This is a genomic window from Phenylobacterium sp. FG114 (assembly GCF_057809855.1).
In genome coordinates this window covers 52908-67028 of record NZ_JBMDKU010000016.1, presented here as the reverse complement: position 1 = coordinate 67028, position 14121 = coordinate 52908, and the positions used below count along the sequence as shown (strand labels likewise).

General features: G+C 70.2%; 17 protein-coding genes. 11 read left to right on the top strand and 6 right to left on the bottom strand.

Annotated elements, in window-relative coordinates; genetic code table 11:
* Nucleotides 1-24: 24 nt before the first annotated feature.
* Nucleotides 25-963, top strand: a complete 939-nt coding sequence (locus ACODSY_RS22565) for an alpha/beta fold hydrolase (RefSeq protein WP_488954144.1) — start codon at nucleotides 25-27, stop codon at nucleotides 961-963.
* Here the strand turns inward: ACODSY_RS22565 and ACODSY_RS22560 are convergent.
* Nucleotides 924-1766 carry an arylamine N-acetyltransferase family protein gene (locus ACODSY_RS22560; protein ID WP_488954143.1) on the bottom strand — a complete coding sequence of 281 codons (843 nt, stop codon included), beginning with the start codon at nucleotides 1764-1766 and terminating at the stop codon, nucleotides 924-926. The two genes, ACODSY_RS22565 and ACODSY_RS22560, sit on opposite strands and share 40 nt — an antisense overlap.
* A 137-nt stretch (nucleotides 1767-1903) precedes the next feature.
* Nucleotides 1904-2908: a DNA topoisomerase IB gene (locus ACODSY_RS22555; RefSeq protein ID WP_488954142.1), complete on the bottom strand. Its 1005-nt coding sequence runs from the start codon at nucleotides 2906-2908 to the stop codon at nucleotides 1904-1906.
* Nucleotides 2909-2978: 70 nt separating this feature from the next.
* Between ACODSY_RS22555 and rlmJ the strand changes: the two genes are divergently transcribed.
* From rlmJ to ACODSY_RS22525, 6 genes are all read left to right on the top strand, one after another.
* Nucleotides 2979-3806 carry a 23S rRNA (adenine(2030)-N(6))-methyltransferase RlmJ gene (gene rlmJ / locus ACODSY_RS22550; RefSeq protein WP_488954141.1) on the top strand — a complete coding sequence of 276 codons (828 nt, stop codon included), beginning with the start codon at nucleotides 2979-2981 and terminating at the stop codon, nucleotides 3804-3806.
* A gap of 72 nt (nucleotides 3807-3878) precedes the next feature.
* Nucleotides 3879-4418: a hypothetical protein gene (locus tag ACODSY_RS22545; protein ID WP_488954140.1), complete on the top strand. Its 540-nt coding sequence runs from the start codon at nucleotides 3879-3881 to the stop codon at nucleotides 4416-4418.
* A gap of 40 nt (nucleotides 4419-4458) precedes the next feature.
* Nucleotides 4459-5019: a sugar transferase gene (locus ACODSY_RS22540; RefSeq protein ID WP_488954196.1), complete on the top strand. Its 561-nt coding sequence runs from the start codon at nucleotides 4459-4461 to the stop codon at nucleotides 5017-5019.
* 57 nt (nucleotides 5020-5076) lie between these two features.
* Complete coding sequence (locus tag ACODSY_RS22535) at nucleotides 5077-7188, top strand: AsmA family protein (protein WP_488954139.1); 2112 nt, start codon at nucleotides 5077-5079, stop codon at nucleotides 7186-7188.
* A gap of 45 nt (nucleotides 7189-7233) precedes the next feature.
* Entirely contained in the window at nucleotides 7234-7743 is a 510-nt protein-coding gene (locus ACODSY_RS22530; RefSeq protein WP_488954138.1) for a c-type cytochrome, read from the top strand.
* A gap of 2 nt (nucleotides 7744-7745) precedes the next feature.
* Nucleotides 7746-8417, top strand: a complete 672-nt coding sequence (locus ACODSY_RS22525) for a cytochrome b/b6 domain-containing protein (RefSeq protein WP_488954137.1) — start codon at nucleotides 7746-7748, stop codon at nucleotides 8415-8417.
* Here ACODSY_RS22525 and ACODSY_RS22520 read toward each other — a convergent pair.
* From ACODSY_RS22520 to ACODSY_RS22510, 3 genes are read right to left on the bottom strand one after another with little or no spacing between them, the layout of a single operon-like run.
* The gene (locus tag ACODSY_RS22520) at nucleotides 8414-8773 is read right to left on the bottom strand and encodes a hypothetical protein (protein WP_488954136.1); all 360 of its coding nucleotides are present in this window, start codon (nucleotides 8771-8773) and stop codon (nucleotides 8414-8416) included. The two genes, ACODSY_RS22525 and ACODSY_RS22520, sit on opposite strands and share 4 nt — an antisense overlap.
* Nucleotides 8766-9281 (bottom strand): hypothetical protein, encoded by a 516-nt coding sequence (locus ACODSY_RS22515; RefSeq protein ID WP_488954135.1) that lies wholly within the window; start codon nucleotides 9279-9281, stop codon nucleotides 8766-8768. Before ACODSY_RS22515 ends, ACODSY_RS22520 begins: the two co-directional genes overlap by 8 nt.
* A gap of 57 nt (nucleotides 9282-9338) precedes the next feature.
* A complete protein-coding gene (locus ACODSY_RS22510) occupies nucleotides 9339-9668 on the bottom strand; it encodes a hypothetical protein (protein ID WP_488954134.1) in 330 nt (109 codons plus the stop codon).
* Between the two features lie 177 nt (nucleotides 9669-9845).
* Here ACODSY_RS22510 and ACODSY_RS22505 point away from each other — a divergent pair, with 177 nt between their 5' ends.
* The 4 genes from ACODSY_RS22505 (at nucleotide 9846) to ACODSY_RS22490 (ending at nucleotide 12810) form a co-directional block, all read left to right on the top strand.
* Nucleotides 9846-10601, top strand: coding sequence for a hypothetical protein (locus ACODSY_RS22505; RefSeq protein ID WP_488954133.1), 756 nt, complete (start codon nucleotides 9846-9848; stop codon nucleotides 10599-10601).
* Between the two features lie 56 nt (nucleotides 10602-10657).
* The gene (locus tag ACODSY_RS22500) at nucleotides 10658-11800 is read left to right on the top strand and encodes an L-lactate dehydrogenase (RefSeq protein WP_488954132.1); all 1143 of its coding nucleotides are present in this window, start codon (nucleotides 10658-10660) and stop codon (nucleotides 11798-11800) included.
* An 88-nt stretch (nucleotides 11801-11888) separates the two neighbouring features.
* Entirely contained in the window at nucleotides 11889-12068 is a 180-nt protein-coding gene (locus tag ACODSY_RS22495) for a hypothetical protein (RefSeq protein WP_488954131.1), read from the top strand.
* A 37-nt stretch (nucleotides 12069-12105) separates the two neighbouring features.
* On the top strand, nucleotides 12106-12810 hold the full coding sequence (locus tag ACODSY_RS22490) for a phosphatase PAP2 family protein (protein ID WP_488954130.1): 705 nt from the start codon (nucleotides 12106-12108) through the stop codon (nucleotides 12808-12810).
* Here ACODSY_RS22490 and ACODSY_RS22485 read toward each other — a convergent pair.
* Entirely contained in the window at nucleotides 12807-14093 is a 1287-nt protein-coding gene (locus ACODSY_RS22485) for an amidase (RefSeq protein WP_488954129.1), read from the bottom strand. The two genes, ACODSY_RS22490 and ACODSY_RS22485, sit on opposite strands and share 4 nt — an antisense overlap.
* Nucleotides 14094-14121: the final 28 nt, after the last annotated feature.

The window sequence follows — 14121 nt, the reverse complement described above, 5'->3', positions numbered from 1 at the left end:
GCTCCATGCGGGGGGCCATCGGCGATGCGTCGGTTCCTGATCTTCGGCGCGGTTCTGTTGGCGCTCGGCGCAGTGGCCGTGTTCGCGGCCTTCCAGCGCGATCTGGCGGCGGCTCGCCACAGGGTGTCCGGCGTGAGCGAGGTCATGCCGACGCGCTTTGGCCGGCTGGAGTACGCGGCGAAGGGGCAGGGGGCGCCCGTCCTGGCGATCCACGGGGCGGCGGGCGGCTTCGACCAGGCGCTGGACATGACCGGCGCCATGGCGGGACGCGGCTATCGGGTCATCGCGCCGTCGCGTTTCGGCTATCTCGGCTCGGATCTGCCGCGGGGCCTGACGACGGAGATGCAGGCCGACGCCTACGCTGAACTGCTCGACCGCGAGGGCGTCGACAAGGCGGCGGTCGTGGCCATCTCGGCCGGGGCCTGGTCGGCCATTCAGTTCGCCGCAAGGCATCCGGAGCGCTGTCGCGCGCTGATCCTCCTGGTCCCGGCCGACTATCTGCCCGAGGGGACCGCGATCCGCGGAGGGCCGCTCGTCGCGGCGATGTTCAAATCCGATTTCGTCAGCTGGGCGATGCTGAAGGCCACGCCGATCGCGCCAGGCGGCATGAGCGAGATGATGCTGGGCGTGGACAGCGCCGTCGTGCGCCGCGCCTCGCCGGCCGAGCGTGCGCGCGTCCAGCAGGTCCTGGACCATCTCCTGCCGATCAGTGCGCGCAGCCGGGGCATGCAGTTCGACGTGGAGACGGCGGCGCGTCGCAGGCCTTACCCCATTCGGCAGATCGGCTGCCCCATTTTGGCGATCAGCGCCGAGGACGACCGGTTCGGGACGGCGGCCCGGGCTCGTGAGATCGCGGACCTGGCCCCACGCGGCCGCGCCGTTGTCTTCCCCACCGGCGGTCACGCCCTGGTGGGACGTTACGATCAGGTGCTGGCCGAGATCTCTGCGTTCCTGGGCGGCTGAGGGGCGAACAGCTCCTCGTGCCGCGCCATGACGCGCGGCCAGATTTCAGCCGCTTCGGGCACATCCAGCTCGAACTCGCGCTTCAGCAGGGCCACGAAGTCGTCCGCCGTGTCGATGAGCGTGTCGGTCTGCGACGTCGGCGTGATCCGACGGAAGGCCCGGCCGCGCAGCATGCGGATCTCGTCCTCCATGTGCCGCTGGGCGACGGCGGTCATCACGAATGGGGATTCGGGCGCGGTCTGCAGCCATTGGCATTGCGCGGCCAGCAGGGCCGGGTCCGCCGGATCGGTGGCGAAGTCGAAGTTCGGCGCACCGCCGGCCGGATGGTTGTGCAGCCGCCAGCCGCCGTCCCCAAGCCGCTCCAGCGCGAAGTCGTAGCCGTCGCAGGCGAAGGCGCCCGCGCGCAGGGGATAGGGTTCGCGTGGGCCGTCGCCGAAGCCCACGTCGGCGATCCAGTGCTCGCCCTCCAGGTCGACCAGCAGGACGAGGTGGTTGCCCAGCGCGTCATCGCCGCGCAGGCTTCGCATGACGCCGCCCGCGAGGCGGGTCACCTTGAAGCCGATGGCGTCGAGCGCGGCCCCCAGGACGCCGTTCATCTCGTAGCACCAGCCACCGCGACGGCGCCGGACTATCTTGTCGAAGGCCGCGGCGGGGTCGGTGGTCAGTGGACGGCCGAGCTGGACGTCGAGGTTCTCGTAGCTGATCCCCAGCGCGTGCGCGCGCTGGACCGCCTTGAGGGTGGCGAGGTCGGGGCGCGCGGGGCCGGTGAAGCCGATGCGGTCGAAATAGGCCTGTAGATCCATCCCGCCAGCGTAAGGCAGCTGCGCCGTGGAGCGCGAGGGCCACTTCGTCCGAGATGGGTCAGTCCGCTTTGGGTGAGACGCCGCCGAGATCGGGCTTGCGGGCGCCGACCCAGGCGATCGACGCCTCGCGCAGCACGTCAGCGGGCGGCCTCCAGGAACCGCAGCACCGCCAGCTCGAAGGCGCGTTCCTCCTTGCCGGGCTTCAGGTCCAGCTTGCCGGCGGCATAGGCCTCGAGGATCGCCGGGTGGATGTAGGCGCTGCGGGCCACGGCGGCGGTGTTTCCCAGCAGGCCGGCGACGGCCTTCACGCAGGTGTTCACGTTGCGCTTGGACGCGGTGAGATCGGCGCACTCGGGCATCGTCAGGGCGCGGGCCGCCGCCACGGTGCCGGCCCAGGTGCGGAAGTCCTTGGCCGAAAAGTCGTCGCCCAAGGTCTCGCGGATGTAGGCGTTGACGTCGGCGCTTTCGACGGCGCGCCGCTGGCCGTCGTCGTCGAGGTACTGGAAGAGACGTTGGCCCGGCAGGTCCTGGCAGGCCTTCACCACCCGGGCCAGGCGACGATCATTGAAGCCGGTGGTGTGGACCTTCCCGCTCTTGCCCTTGAATTCGAAGACAGCCTTGGTCGCGCCGACCCTGGCGTGGCGGTCGCGTAGCGTCGTCAGGCCGAAGCTCTTGTTCTGCTTGGCGTATTCCTCGTTGCCCACCCGGATCAGGGTCATCTCCATCACCCGGATCACCGCGGCGAGCACCTTCTCGCGTGGCAGGCCACGGCGCGCGAGGTCTTCCTCCACGCGCTTGCGTAGGCGGGGGAGGGCGCGCCCGAAGGCCAGGACGCGATCGTACTTGTGAAGGCCGCGCTCGGCGCTCCAGCGGGCGTGATAGCGGTATTGCTTGCGGCCCCTCTGGTCCCGGCCGGTGGCCTGGATGTGGCCGCGGGCGGCGGGACAGATCCACACATCGGTCCAGGCCGGCGGAATCGCCAGCGCCCGGATGCGCTCCAGCGTCGCCTCATCGGCGATCGGCTTGCCGTCGGCCCCCACATAGTTGAACCCATGTCCGCGCGCCGGCTTGCGGCGGATGCCGGGATCCTGATCGCTGACGTAGCTGAGGCCCTTCGGCGCCTCGTTCATGTCCTTTGGCATCCCAGCCTCCACCTGCCCGGCGGCAACGTGGTATGGCCACGCCGGTTCCTCCCGCAGCCCCCGGATTCCCTTGAACTATCGCCACGCCTTCCACGCCGGGAACTTCGCCGACCTGGTGAAGCACGCCGGCCTGCTGCGCCTGCTGGCCGAGCTGACTGCCAAGGGGCCGCCGCTGACGGTGATCGACACCCATGCGGGGCGTGGCCTCTACGACCTGGCCGGGCCGGAGGCGCGCAAGTCCGGTGAAGCGGAGGTTGGAATAGTGAAGCTCATGGCGGCGCCGGACGCTCCCGCCGAGTTCGCGCCCCTGACCCAGGGGGTCGCGGCGTTGAACGCGGGGGGCGAGGTGCGGCGCTATCCGGGGTCGCCCTGGCTGATCGCCGAAGCCCTCCGCCCCGCGGACAGGTATATCGCCTGCGAGTTGCGGCCCGACGAACACGAGGCGTTGCGCGTCGCGCTGCGCGGTCGCCAGAACGTGCGGACACTCAACATCGACGGCTATGCCGCCGCCGTGGCCGAGTGCCCCGCGCAGGGGCGGGTCCTGGTGCTGATCGATCCGCCGTTCGAGAAGCCCGACGACTACGGCCGGATCGTCGAGACCCTGGCGGCGCTGCGGGCGAAGAACCCGAAGGCCCAGGCGCTGGTCTGGCTGCCGATCAAGGACCTCGAGACGCTGGACAGCTTCCTGCGCGACCTGGAGGACGAGGTCGTGGCCCCGATGATCGTGGCCGAGACGCGAATGCGCCCCTTGAGCGATCCGATGAAAATGAACGGATGCGGCTTGGTCCTGGTGGACGGGCCTGACCTGGAGGCCCCGCTTGCCGCCATCTGCGGCTGGGTCGCCCAAGCGCTGGGCGCCGGCGGCGGCGCGTGCGTCTACGGCCTTTCGCCACAATAGTTTCGCAACCGCGAAGCCGTGGGGAATGTTATGTTGCGGCGCACAATTCCCGTGCCGCATAGGAACCTTCCCATGGCGTCTTTCGACCTCCCCGAACTGCCGCAGGCCCGGATGAGCCCCCAGCTGCTGATGGGGGCGGCCTCGCCGCTCTGGTCCTATTTCGCCGCCGCCGCCGCGGGCGGCGTGGCCTACTGGTGGATGACCCAATGGGCGCGTCCCGTGAACCTCGAGGCCATGCTGGGCGCGGCGAAGATCCTGCCGGCGCCGGCGGCCCTCGCCGTCGAGCCGGTGGTCGCAGTGGTGGAGCCGATGGAGCACGTCCTCACGACCGCGCCCGGCGCCCTCATCGAGACCTCCCCTGAGCCCGTGGGCGGGGAGGCCGCGCCGGTGAGCGCGGTGCTGGAGATCGCACCGGTCGTCGAACCGGCCCCCCAGGCCGACGCTGCGCCGGAGTCGTTCGCCGAGGCCACGCCGGAGCCGCTGCTGGGCGCCGAGCCCGAGCCGGTGATCGAGGAACCCGCGCCCTTCGCGGCCGAGACCGCTGCGGAGGCGCCCGAGCCGGCCGCGAAGCTGCGCGCGAAGAAGCCGCCGCCCATCGCACGCGAAGGCTGACGTGGCGCGCGGGTCCGCTGGGCGCTAACAACGGGCGGTGCTGAAACGGGCTTTCGACATCATCGTGGCGCTAGCGGGACTGGCCGTGGGGTGGCCCGTTCTTCTGGCGCTGGCCATCGCGGTCCGCCTGACCAGCCCGGGGCCGGCGATCCACTGGTCACGGCGGGTGGGGCAGGGCAACCGAGAGTTCGCCATGCCCAAGTTCCGCTCGATGCGGACCGACACACCCGACGTGGCCACCCACCTGTTGGAGGATCCGCAGCGCTGGATCACGCCGGTGGGCCGCTTCCTGCGCAAATCCAGCTTGGACGAGCTGCCCCAGCTCTGGAGCGTGCTGAGGGGCGACATGAGCCTGGTCGGGCCGCGGCCGGCGCTGTTCAACCAGCACGACCTAGTCGAGCTGCGCACCCAGGCCGGCGTCGACCAGCTGCGGCCCGGGGTGACCGGATGGGCCCAGGTCAACGGCCGCGACGAACTGCCGATCCCGGAGAAGGTCAGACTGGATCGGGAGTATCTGGAGCGGCAGTCGTTCCGCCTCGACCTCGCCATCATCCTGGCCACGGCGCGGCAGGCGATCACGGCCCGAGGCGTTAGCCACTAGAATTTCAGGGGAAACGGAGACGAGGGACACGCGTTGTGGAGGCTCCCGGAGGCTCCCGTGAGCGAACAGCGCGTACCCGAACAGCAGCCCGGCTCCCGTCGGGCGCGGACCCGCCACGAGCAGCCCGGCGCCCGCCGCCCCCTGCGCGACAGGCTGACACATCCGCGGCCACCGAACCTGAGCGCCCCGGCCAAGAAGGCGTTGGGCTGGACGGGCGCGATCCTGGCCATCCTGGCCATCCTCATCACCATCCTGATCCTGATCTGGGACTGGAACTGGTTCCGCGGGCCTCTGGAACGCGTCGCTTCGGCGCGGCTGCATCGGCAGGTGACCATCTCGGGCGACCTGAACGTGAACCTGTGGTCCTGGCGGCCCAGTGCGACGGTCGACGGCATCTCGATCGCCAACCCCGCGTGGGCCGGCAAGGGCAAGCTGGGCACCATCGATCGGCTGCGGGTGCGGGTGCGCCTGGTTCCGCTGCTGTGGGGTAAGGCCGACATCCGGGTGCTGGCGGTCGAGCGGCCGAACTTCGCCCTGCTGGCCGACGACAAGGGGCGGAAGAACTGGGACTTCTCGGATGGACGCGAGAAGAAGCCCATGGACCTCCCGCCGATCCAGCGGTTCGTGATCCGCGACGGCCAGCTCCGCTACCTGGACACCCAGCGCGACATCCGCTTCCAGGGCACCATCAACGCCCGCGAGAAGCTGGGCGCCGACAACCGCGGCTTCGAGCTGACGGGGAAGGGCACGATCAACGGCGCGCCGTTCAAGGCCGAGGTGGTCGGCGGGCCGCTGCTGAACATCGAGCGGACCAAGCCCTATCCCTTCGATATCGACCTGCGCGCGGGCCAGACCTACATCACCGCCCACGGCGCCGTGCCGAAGCCCTTCGACATGGGCAACTTCTACATGAACGCGACGGCGCGTGGCCCCGACATGGCCAAGCTCTTTCCCCTGATCAGCGTGCCCCTGCCCAACACGCCGCCCTACAGCCTGCGCGGCCGCCTCTCGCGGGACGGCTTGCTCTGGAAGGTGGACGATCTGGGCGGCCGGGTGGGTGACAGCGACATGTCCGGCGACGTATCGGTCGACACGGCGGGCAAGCGCCCGTTCCTGAAGGCGAACCTCAGCTCGCAGAGCCTGGACTGGGACGACCTCGGCGCCCTGTTCGGCGCGGCGCCAAAGGCCGGGGCCGGCGAGACCCTGTCGCCCGAGCAGGCGGCGATCGCCCAGAAGATGGCGGCGCAGCAGCGCCTGCTGCCCGATGCGCCGCTGGACGTCAGCCGGATCCGCGCGATGGACGCGGACGTGAGCTACAGCGCCCGCTCGATCCGCGACACGCCGGTGAAGCTGAATTCGGGCTCGGTGCGGGTTAAGCTGAAGGACGGCGTGCTTCGGGCTGAGCCCCTGAAGCTGGAACTGCCCCGCGGCCAGGTGGCAGGGTACGTGAACCTGGATGCGCGCAAGGCCACGCCGGTCACCGACCTGGACCTGCGAATGACCAATGCACGGATCGAGCAGCTCATCCCGTTCCAGTTCCAGGGCTCGCCGGCCCTGACGGGCGCGGCGGTGGCGCGCGCTCGGCTCACCGGCACGGGGAATAGCGTCCACAAGGCGTTCAGCAGCGCCAACGGCCAGGTGACGGTGGTCGCGCCCGGCGGCGAGATCCGCAAGGCCTTCGCCGAGCTGGCGGGGGTCAATGTGATCAAGGGTCTGGGCCTGCTCAACAAGAAGGACACGACGCCCCTCCGGTGCGCGGTGGCGAACTTCGAGACGAAGGGCGGGGTGATGACCGCGAGCGATATCGTGTTCGACACCGGTCCGGTGCTGATCGGCGGCAAGGGGACGGTCAACCTCGCCACCGAGCGGATGGATTTCCGCTTCCGCGGCCATGACAAGAAGTTCCGCCTCGCCCGCGTCCTTCTGCCCGTGACGGTGAAGGGCCCGCTGACGGCGCCCAAGCTGGGCGTCGAACCGGGGTCGGCGATCGCGCAGGGCGGAGCGGCCGTGGGCCTGGGGTCGCTGCTGTCGCCGCTGGCCGCGATCCTGCCGTTCATCGACCCGGGGCTGGCGAAAGACGCCAATTGCGGCGCGCTGTTGGCCGAAGCGAAGGCGCAGGGCGCGCCTGTGCCGGCCAGCGCGCCCAAGCCGTTGACGGCCAAGCGCTGAGGCCTTCAATCTCTACCTTAGTCGTAGGATCAACGAGGTGAGCGGATGGCGTCTGTGATGAGCAAGGGCGGAGCGGTGGCGCTCGCCATAGGGATCGGCGCGGCGGTGGCGCTGGGCGGCGGGGCTCTGGCCCACGACGATAAGATGCCCGCCAACGCCGGCCCAGCCACCAAGACCGCCTATGCTCGCCACGCCAACTTCCAAAAGCTGGGCGCTGCCTTCAAGGGCCTCAACGACGAACTGCGCAAGGGCTCGCCGGACAAGGCGGTCGTGGCGGCGAACGCCAAGACGATGAACACCCTGGTGGCCGCGCTGCCCACCTGGTTCCCACGGGGCAGCGGCGTCGAGGCGCGGCCGATGAGCGAGGCCAAGGCCAACATCTGGACCGACGCCGCCGGCTTCACGGCCGCGGCCACCGCCGCGCGGACGGAAGTCGCCAAGCTGAACGCGGCCGCCGCGGCCGGCGACCTCGACGCGGTCAAGGCCCAGGTCCGGCCGACGGGCGGCTCGTGCAAGGGCTGCCACGACAAGTACCGGCAAGAGAAGAAGGACTAGGCGTGGCCGAGCCTTCGGGCGGCGTCCGCGCCAAGGTCTGGGACGGTCCGGTCCGGATCGTCCACTGGCTGCTGGTCATCCTCATCGCCTTCTCTTGGTGGGCCAGCGAGGATCACCTGAACTGGCATCGATGGAGCGGCTACGCCGTCATCGGCCTGGTGCTGTTCCGCATCTACTGGGGGTTCGCGGGCGGCGAAACGGCGCGGTTCGCGAGCTTCGTGAAGGGGCCCAGGGCCGTGGCGGCCTATGCCGCGACCGTGGGCAAACGCGATGTCGCGGTCACGCCGGGCCACAATCCGCTGGGCGCGCTCAGCGTGCTGGCGATCCTGGCGGTCCTTCTGGTGCAGGTGGGCACGGGCCTCTTCGTGGTGGACGTGGACGCCTTCGAAGGCGGTCCGCTGTCGGATCGGGTGAGCTACGACACCGGCCGCGCCCTGGCGGAGGTTCACGAGACGAGCTTCCGCGTGCTGCAGGCGCTGGTCGTCCTGCACGTGGCGGCGGTGCTGTTCTACTGGCTGTGGAAGCGCACGAACCTTCTGGGCGCGATGATCACCGGCAAGCGCGTGCTGCCCAGCGACCCCGGCCTGGCCGGGGCGCCGGTGTGGCGGCTGATCGCGGGCGTCGTGCTGGCGGCCGCGATCGCCTGGATGCTGTCGAAGGGATTCCGCTTCTAGGCCTGGCACTCCCCGCGCTGCACCCGCACCCGATTGGCCTTGGGGCAGAGCGAATAAAGGTCAGGCGCGGTCAATACGGCGCCGCCCAGCTTCCTGCGGGCATCGTAGACGCGCAGTTCGACGGCGCAGCCCTTCCCCGGCAGGATGTCACGCGCGTTCCCGGCCGGGAGGTCGCGCAGCGCCCCCGACCACATGGCCTCGGTCAACGCGCCGCAGCGACGAACGGCGGAGATCGAGAGGTCGCCCGACGTCGCGTTGAAGATCTTGTAGCCCATGACCCCGCCCTGTTGCTGGGCCTGGGCCGCAGGACAGAGGGCCAACGCGATCGTGGCGATGACGAGCGCCGTCCTAGGCATCGGGCGTCTCCGGTTGCGTTTCCTTGGCCCGGGACCGGCTATCCGACCGTCCCAGGATGTAACCCGCCAGCGTGCCGAGCAAGCCGTATGCGGGGGCGACCTGCTGGCTGTCGTAGCCGACGAACATGAGCAGCAGCGCCGCCGTGATGATGAAGACGAGCGAGCCGTAGCGAACGCCGAGCTCCATGTGGCCGCGGAAGTGCCGCCCCAGAAGCAGACCGGACACGGTCAGATAGAGCGGCGCAAAGAGGAGCAGGGCGATGGAGAGCACCGCTTCGCGCTCCGAGAGGTAGCTGAGCCAGGCGGGCGACCGGTCGACCCTGCCTTGGGCGGCGGGCGCCGGCTCTGCGGTCGGCGCGGTGGCTGCGGCAGGCGCCGCTTCGACAGCTTCCGGGAGGGGCGCAGTTCCGGGGCCAGCGACCACGACCGGGCTGGCCAACGCCGCCATGGCGCCGGAGAGCAGAAAGCCAAATACAATGACCGTCAGGACACGCTTGAGCGCGCGCACCGGCCACCTCCAACCTTTGCAGGTTGAGGTTGTTACAGAAGCGACTTTGAGTCGAGCTTAGCGGTTGGCCGCGTCGCGCAGGCAGTTCAGCCAGGCGTCTTCGCGCAGCTTCTCCGCCTCGCGGAGCTTGGTCTCGGCCTCGCGCACCCCGGCGTCGTGCTTGCGCCATTCGAGGACGGCGCCCTCGCGCGCCTCGCGGGCGGCTTCCATCGAGTCGAAGCGGGCCAGGACGGCGCGCGTGGAATAGTTCACCGGCGGGCCGACGGTCTCGCGGTCGGGATAGAAGCCCGTGATCGAGTCGGCGGTCTCGCTGTCGATGTGGAACACGTCGGCCCAGCCCGCGTGGTGGCGCATCAGGGCCCAGGGTCGTTCGATCCGGTCGCTCACCGATAGTCTCCGTCGAAGGTGTCCGATTCCGCCCGAGGGCGGCTGTCACAGCCCCCTTTAGCGCGGCGCTTCGTCCCGTCCAACGCCGCGATGTCGGATTCTGGCTTCCATCGCGCTGCGTCAGCGTGAGAAAGCCTAGGCCATTGATTTGATCCTTTGGTTCGCGGGCTTTCCATTTTGAGCAAGATCACGATCGGCCGCCAATTCTGCGGCCCGCCGAACTCCGGCAATGGCGGCTATGTGTGCGGCGTGCTCTCCAAGGGCCTGGAGGGACCGGTGACGGCCGTGCTGCGGGCGCCGATCCCCCTGGACACCGACCTGGCGCTGCGTCGCCAAGACGGCGCGAACATCCTGCTGGGCGAAGCCGACGCCGTGATCGGGCAGGGCGGACCCGCGACCCAGACGCTGCCTGAGCCGCCGCCGGCGCCGAGCCTGGACGCCGCGCGCGCCGCCGCCGCGCGCCACATCGGCCTGACCCAGAGGGTGCATCCGATCTGCTTCACCTGCGGGAACGAGCGCGAGGATGGCGACGGGCTGCGCGTGCTGCCCGGCCAGCTCGACGGCGCCGAGACCGGCGTGGTCGCCTGCACGTGGACGCCGCACGCCAACTTCGCCGCTCCGGACGGGCTCGTGGCGGACGAGGTGGTCTGGGCCGCACTGGACTGTCCGGGATATTTCGCCTGGGTGGAGAAGGAGGGCCGCCACGGCGCGCTCCTGGGGACCATGACCGGCGAGGTCACGGCGCCCGTGGTCGCGGGCGAGGAGTATGTGGTTGTCGCTTGGCCGATCCTGAAGGACGGCCGCAAGGAGATCGCCGGCACGGCCCTGTTCGACCGCCAAGGCCGACTGATGGCGCGCTCGCACCAGGTCTGGATCGTGCTGGGCCCGCGGCCGCAGGCCGCCGCGCCCGCCACGGAGCAGGCGACCGCCTGAGACTTGCATCCCCGCACTTCGGGTTCCACAACCGCGCCGCGGGGGAGGATCTCGGGATGAAGGCGGCTTCGGTCTCTGACTTTCGCGAGCTTGCGCGGCGTAGGCTGCCGAACATCTTCTTCGAGTATATCGACGGCGGCTCGTACGCCGAGGAGACGTTGCGCCGCAACGTCGCCGACCTGGAGGCTATCGCGCTGCGCCAGCTGGTGATGCGCGACACCACCCGGTTGGACATGACCGTCCAGACCCTGGGACAGACGATGAAGATGCCGGTGGGCCTGGCCCCCGTGGGCATGGCCGGAATGTACGCCCGCCGCGGCGAGACGCAGGCGGCGCGGGCGGCCGCGGGCGCCGGCGTGCCGTTCTGCCTGTCGACAGTGGGCGTCTGTTCCATCGAGGAGGTGGCCAAGACCGGGACCCCACCCTGGTTCCAGCTCTACATGCTGAAGGACCGCGGTTACATGCGCGAGCTGCTGCAGCGCGCGAAGGCGGTCGGCTGCCCGGTGCTGGTGTTCACGGTCGACCTGCCCACGCCGGGCTCGCGCTATCGCGACATCCGCTCGGGCTTCACCGGCGCGACGCCCCTGCAGGCCGCCCTGACCCAGGCCTGGGACGGGATCACGCACCCCGGCTGGACCTGGGATGTGTTCGTCCACGGCCGGCCGCACAGCCTGGGTTCGGTGCAGGCCGCGGTCACCGAGGGCCGACGGGTGACCGACTTCCTCTCCTGGATCGCACGGAACTTCGACCGGTCGGTGACCTGGAAGGACATGGACTGGATCCGCGAAACCTGGGACGGGCCCATCGTGGTCAAGGGCGTGCTGGACGCCGCCGACGCCCGAGATGCGGTCAAGGCCGGCGCGCAGGGCCTGGTGGTGTCGAACCACGGCGGCCGGCAGCTGGATGGCGTGAAGTCGTCGATCTCCGCCTTGCCGCGGATCGCCCAGGCCGTCGGCGACGACCTGGAGATCTTCATGGACGGCGGGGTTCGTTCGGGCCTGGACGTGCTGAAGGCGCTGGCGCTGGGGGCGAAGGCCTGTTTCGTGGGCCGGCCATGGGCCTGGGCGCTGGGCTCGGGAGGACAGAAGGCGGTCGAGAAGATGCTGGACGTGATGCGCGCGGAGCTGGCGGTCGCCATGATCCTCACGGGATGCGTGAATGTGCGCGAGGCGAGCAGAAGCCTGCTGGACGAAGCCTAGAATCGCCTGCTGGGTGAACTTTATTGTGCACTGCGAAACCGTTTGCTTTCCTGCGAGTTGAGAACGCGCTCGGTTTCGGAGGACGGGTATGCGTGAGTCAAAACTCCTAGCCTATTCCCTCAGCCACGACGAGGACGTCTGGCGTTGGTCGGTCTATGATGAGGACGGCCTGACGGTCGCGGATGGGGCGAACGATACCCAGGCGGCAGCCCAGGCCGCCGTGGACGTCACCCTGCGGTCCGCGGGCGGCGATTCCCTGACCGTATGACGTTGCCCGTGCAGGTGCGGGGCTCTAGCCTGCGCCGATGGCTGAGCCGGCGCTGGCGCGTATCTGGAAATTCGTAAGACGGTTCGAGGCGCGGGTCCTGATCGGGCTCGTCCTGACGGCAGGTGCGCTGTGGGCGTTCCTCGGCATCGCCGACGAGATGACCGAGGGCGAGACCCGAGCGCTGGACAGCCGGATCATCCTGGCGCTTCGGGAGCCGGGCGACCTCAACAACCCCATCGGGTCCAAGAACGTCGAGGAGGCGGTGCGCGACATCACCGCCCTGGGCGGCACCACGCTGGTGGTGCTGGTCACCGTGGTCTCGATCCTCGCGTTCGTCTTCCATCGAAAGCGGACGCATGCGCTGGTGATGGCCGGGGCGGTGCTGGCCGCCTGGGGCTCGAGCCAGGCCACCAAGGCGCTGTTCGGCCGCCCGCGACCCGATCTCGTGCCCCACGAGGCCTATGTCTACTCGGCGAGCTTTCCCAGCGGGCATTCCACCATGTCGACGGCGGCGTTCCTGACGCTGGCGATGCTGATCGCCAGTCTTGAACCACGGCGGCGCAGCAAGGCCCTGGCTTATGGCCTGGCGGGTCTCGTCGTGGTCGGGGTGGGCTTCAGTCGCGTCTACCTGGGTGTTCACTGGCCGACCGACGTGCTGGCCGGCTGGTGCCTGGGCGCCATGTGGGCCCTGGCCGGCTGGATCGCCCTGCGGGCCCTGCACGCGCCGACGCGCGGCGGCTAGAGCGCGGTGGCGAAGCCCGCCAGTTCAGGTGTGCGGCCATTCCATCCCGACACCCTCTCGAAGGCCGCGGCCAGGGCCACGATGGAGGTTTCGTCTCGGGGCCGGCCGAGAATCTGGAGGCCCGCCGGCAATCCGCCGTCGGTCAGGCCGCAAGGCACGCTGATTCCAGGCAGGTCGAGGTAGTTGGCGGCGCGGGTCAGCCGACTGAGTGGCGAGACCGTTTCGTCCACCGCATCCAGGGCCGGCGCCGGGATCGGGCAGGTCGGGCAGGCCAGGCCGTCATAGGGGGCCAGCCAGGCGTGGAACTCCCGCTGGTCGGCGGCGCGGCGCAGGTGCGCCTCGGCCAGCCGTTCGTCCGAGATCTCGCGGCCCGCTTCGAAGCGACGGACGATCCAGGGATCCATGTTCGGGCCATGGGCTTCGATCCGGTGCTTCCAGATCCGCCAACCCTCGCCGGCCATCAGCATGCCGTTCGGCGTGAAGGAATGGTCGAGCGTCTGGGGCGGGGCCACGATCTCGACCGCGACCCCCGCCGACCTCAGGTGCTCCAGAGCCTCGAGGTAGAGGCGCCCGATCTCAGGATGGACCTCGCCCAGCGCGTCGAGGGGTATGGCTGCGACGCGCTTCCCCCGTGCGTCCGTGGAAAGCGCGGCCTCGGCTTCGAACGGGCCGCGGACGGCCGTCTCGCCGTCGGGGCCGGACATCACCGCCAGCATGCGCGCCGCCGTCGCGACGTCACGCGCCAGCACGCCCGCCGTGTCGAGCGACGGGCTGAGCGGATGGACGCCCTTCAGGCTGACCAGGCCTCGGCCGGGCTTCAGGCCCACCACGCCGCAGGTGGCCGCGGGGATGCGGACCGACCCGCCCGTGTCGCTGCCCAGCGCGGCGTCGCAAAGGCCAGCGGCCACGGCGACGGCGGAGCCGGACGAGGATCCCCCCGGCGCGCGATGCACGGCGCTATCCCAGGGGTTCCACGGCGCGCCGACCGCCCGGTTGGTCCCCCAGCCGCCATAGGCCAGCTCGACGGTGTGGGTCTTGCCGACCGCGACGTAGCCCGCCTGCAGCAGACGTTCGACCACCACGGCATGGTGCGCCGGGCTCGGATCCAGCGGCGTCCGCGCACCGCCCCCGGTGGGCACGTCGGCCACATCGAACAGGTCCTTGATGGCGAAGACCGGTCCGGTCGCGACGTCACCGGCCAACGGCGGGTCGAACACCTGGACGAAGGCCTTCAGGCGGCCGTCGTAGCGGCGGATGCGGGCGAGCGCTTCGTCGGGAGTCATGCCGGAGACTATCGCAAGCGGCGTCTGC

Excerpts from the sequence above, each read along its gene's own strand:
- ACODSY_RS22565 (WP_488954144.1), top strand. The coding sequence starts at position 25 with ATGCGTCGGTTCCTGATCTTCGGCGCGGTTCTGTTGGCGCTCGGCGCA.
- ACODSY_RS22560 (WP_488954143.1), bottom strand. The coding sequence starts at position 1,766 with ATGGATCTACAGGCCTATTTCGACCGCATCGGCTTCACCGGCCCCGCG.
- ACODSY_RS22555 (WP_488954142.1), bottom strand. The coding sequence starts at position 2,908 with ATGCCAAAGGACATGAACGAGGCGCCGAAGGGCCTCAGCTACGTCAGC.
- ACODSY_RS22545 (WP_488954140.1), top strand. The coding sequence starts at position 3,879 with ATGGCGTCTTTCGACCTCCCCGAACTGCCGCAGGCCCGGATGAGCCCC.
- ACODSY_RS22530 (WP_488954138.1), top strand. The coding sequence starts at position 7,234 with ATGGCGTCTGTGATGAGCAAGGGCGGAGCGGTGGCGCTCGCCATAGGG.
- ACODSY_RS22520 (WP_488954136.1), bottom strand. The coding sequence starts at position 8,773 with ATGCCTAGGACGGCGCTCGTCATCGCCACGATCGCGTTGGCCCTCTGT.
- ACODSY_RS22500 (WP_488954132.1), top strand. The coding sequence starts at position 10,658 with ATGAAGGCGGCTTCGGTCTCTGACTTTCGCGAGCTTGCGCGGCGTAGG.
- ACODSY_RS22495 (WP_488954131.1), top strand. The coding sequence starts at position 11,889 with ATGCGTGAGTCAAAACTCCTAGCCTATTCCCTCAGCCACGACGAGGAC.
- ACODSY_RS22490 (WP_488954130.1), top strand. The coding sequence starts at position 12,106 with ATGGCTGAGCCGGCGCTGGCGCGTATCTGGAAATTCGTAAGACGGTTC.
- ACODSY_RS22485 (WP_488954129.1), bottom strand. The coding sequence starts at position 14,093 with ATGACTCCCGACGAAGCGCTCGCCCGCATCCGCCGCTACGACGGCCGC.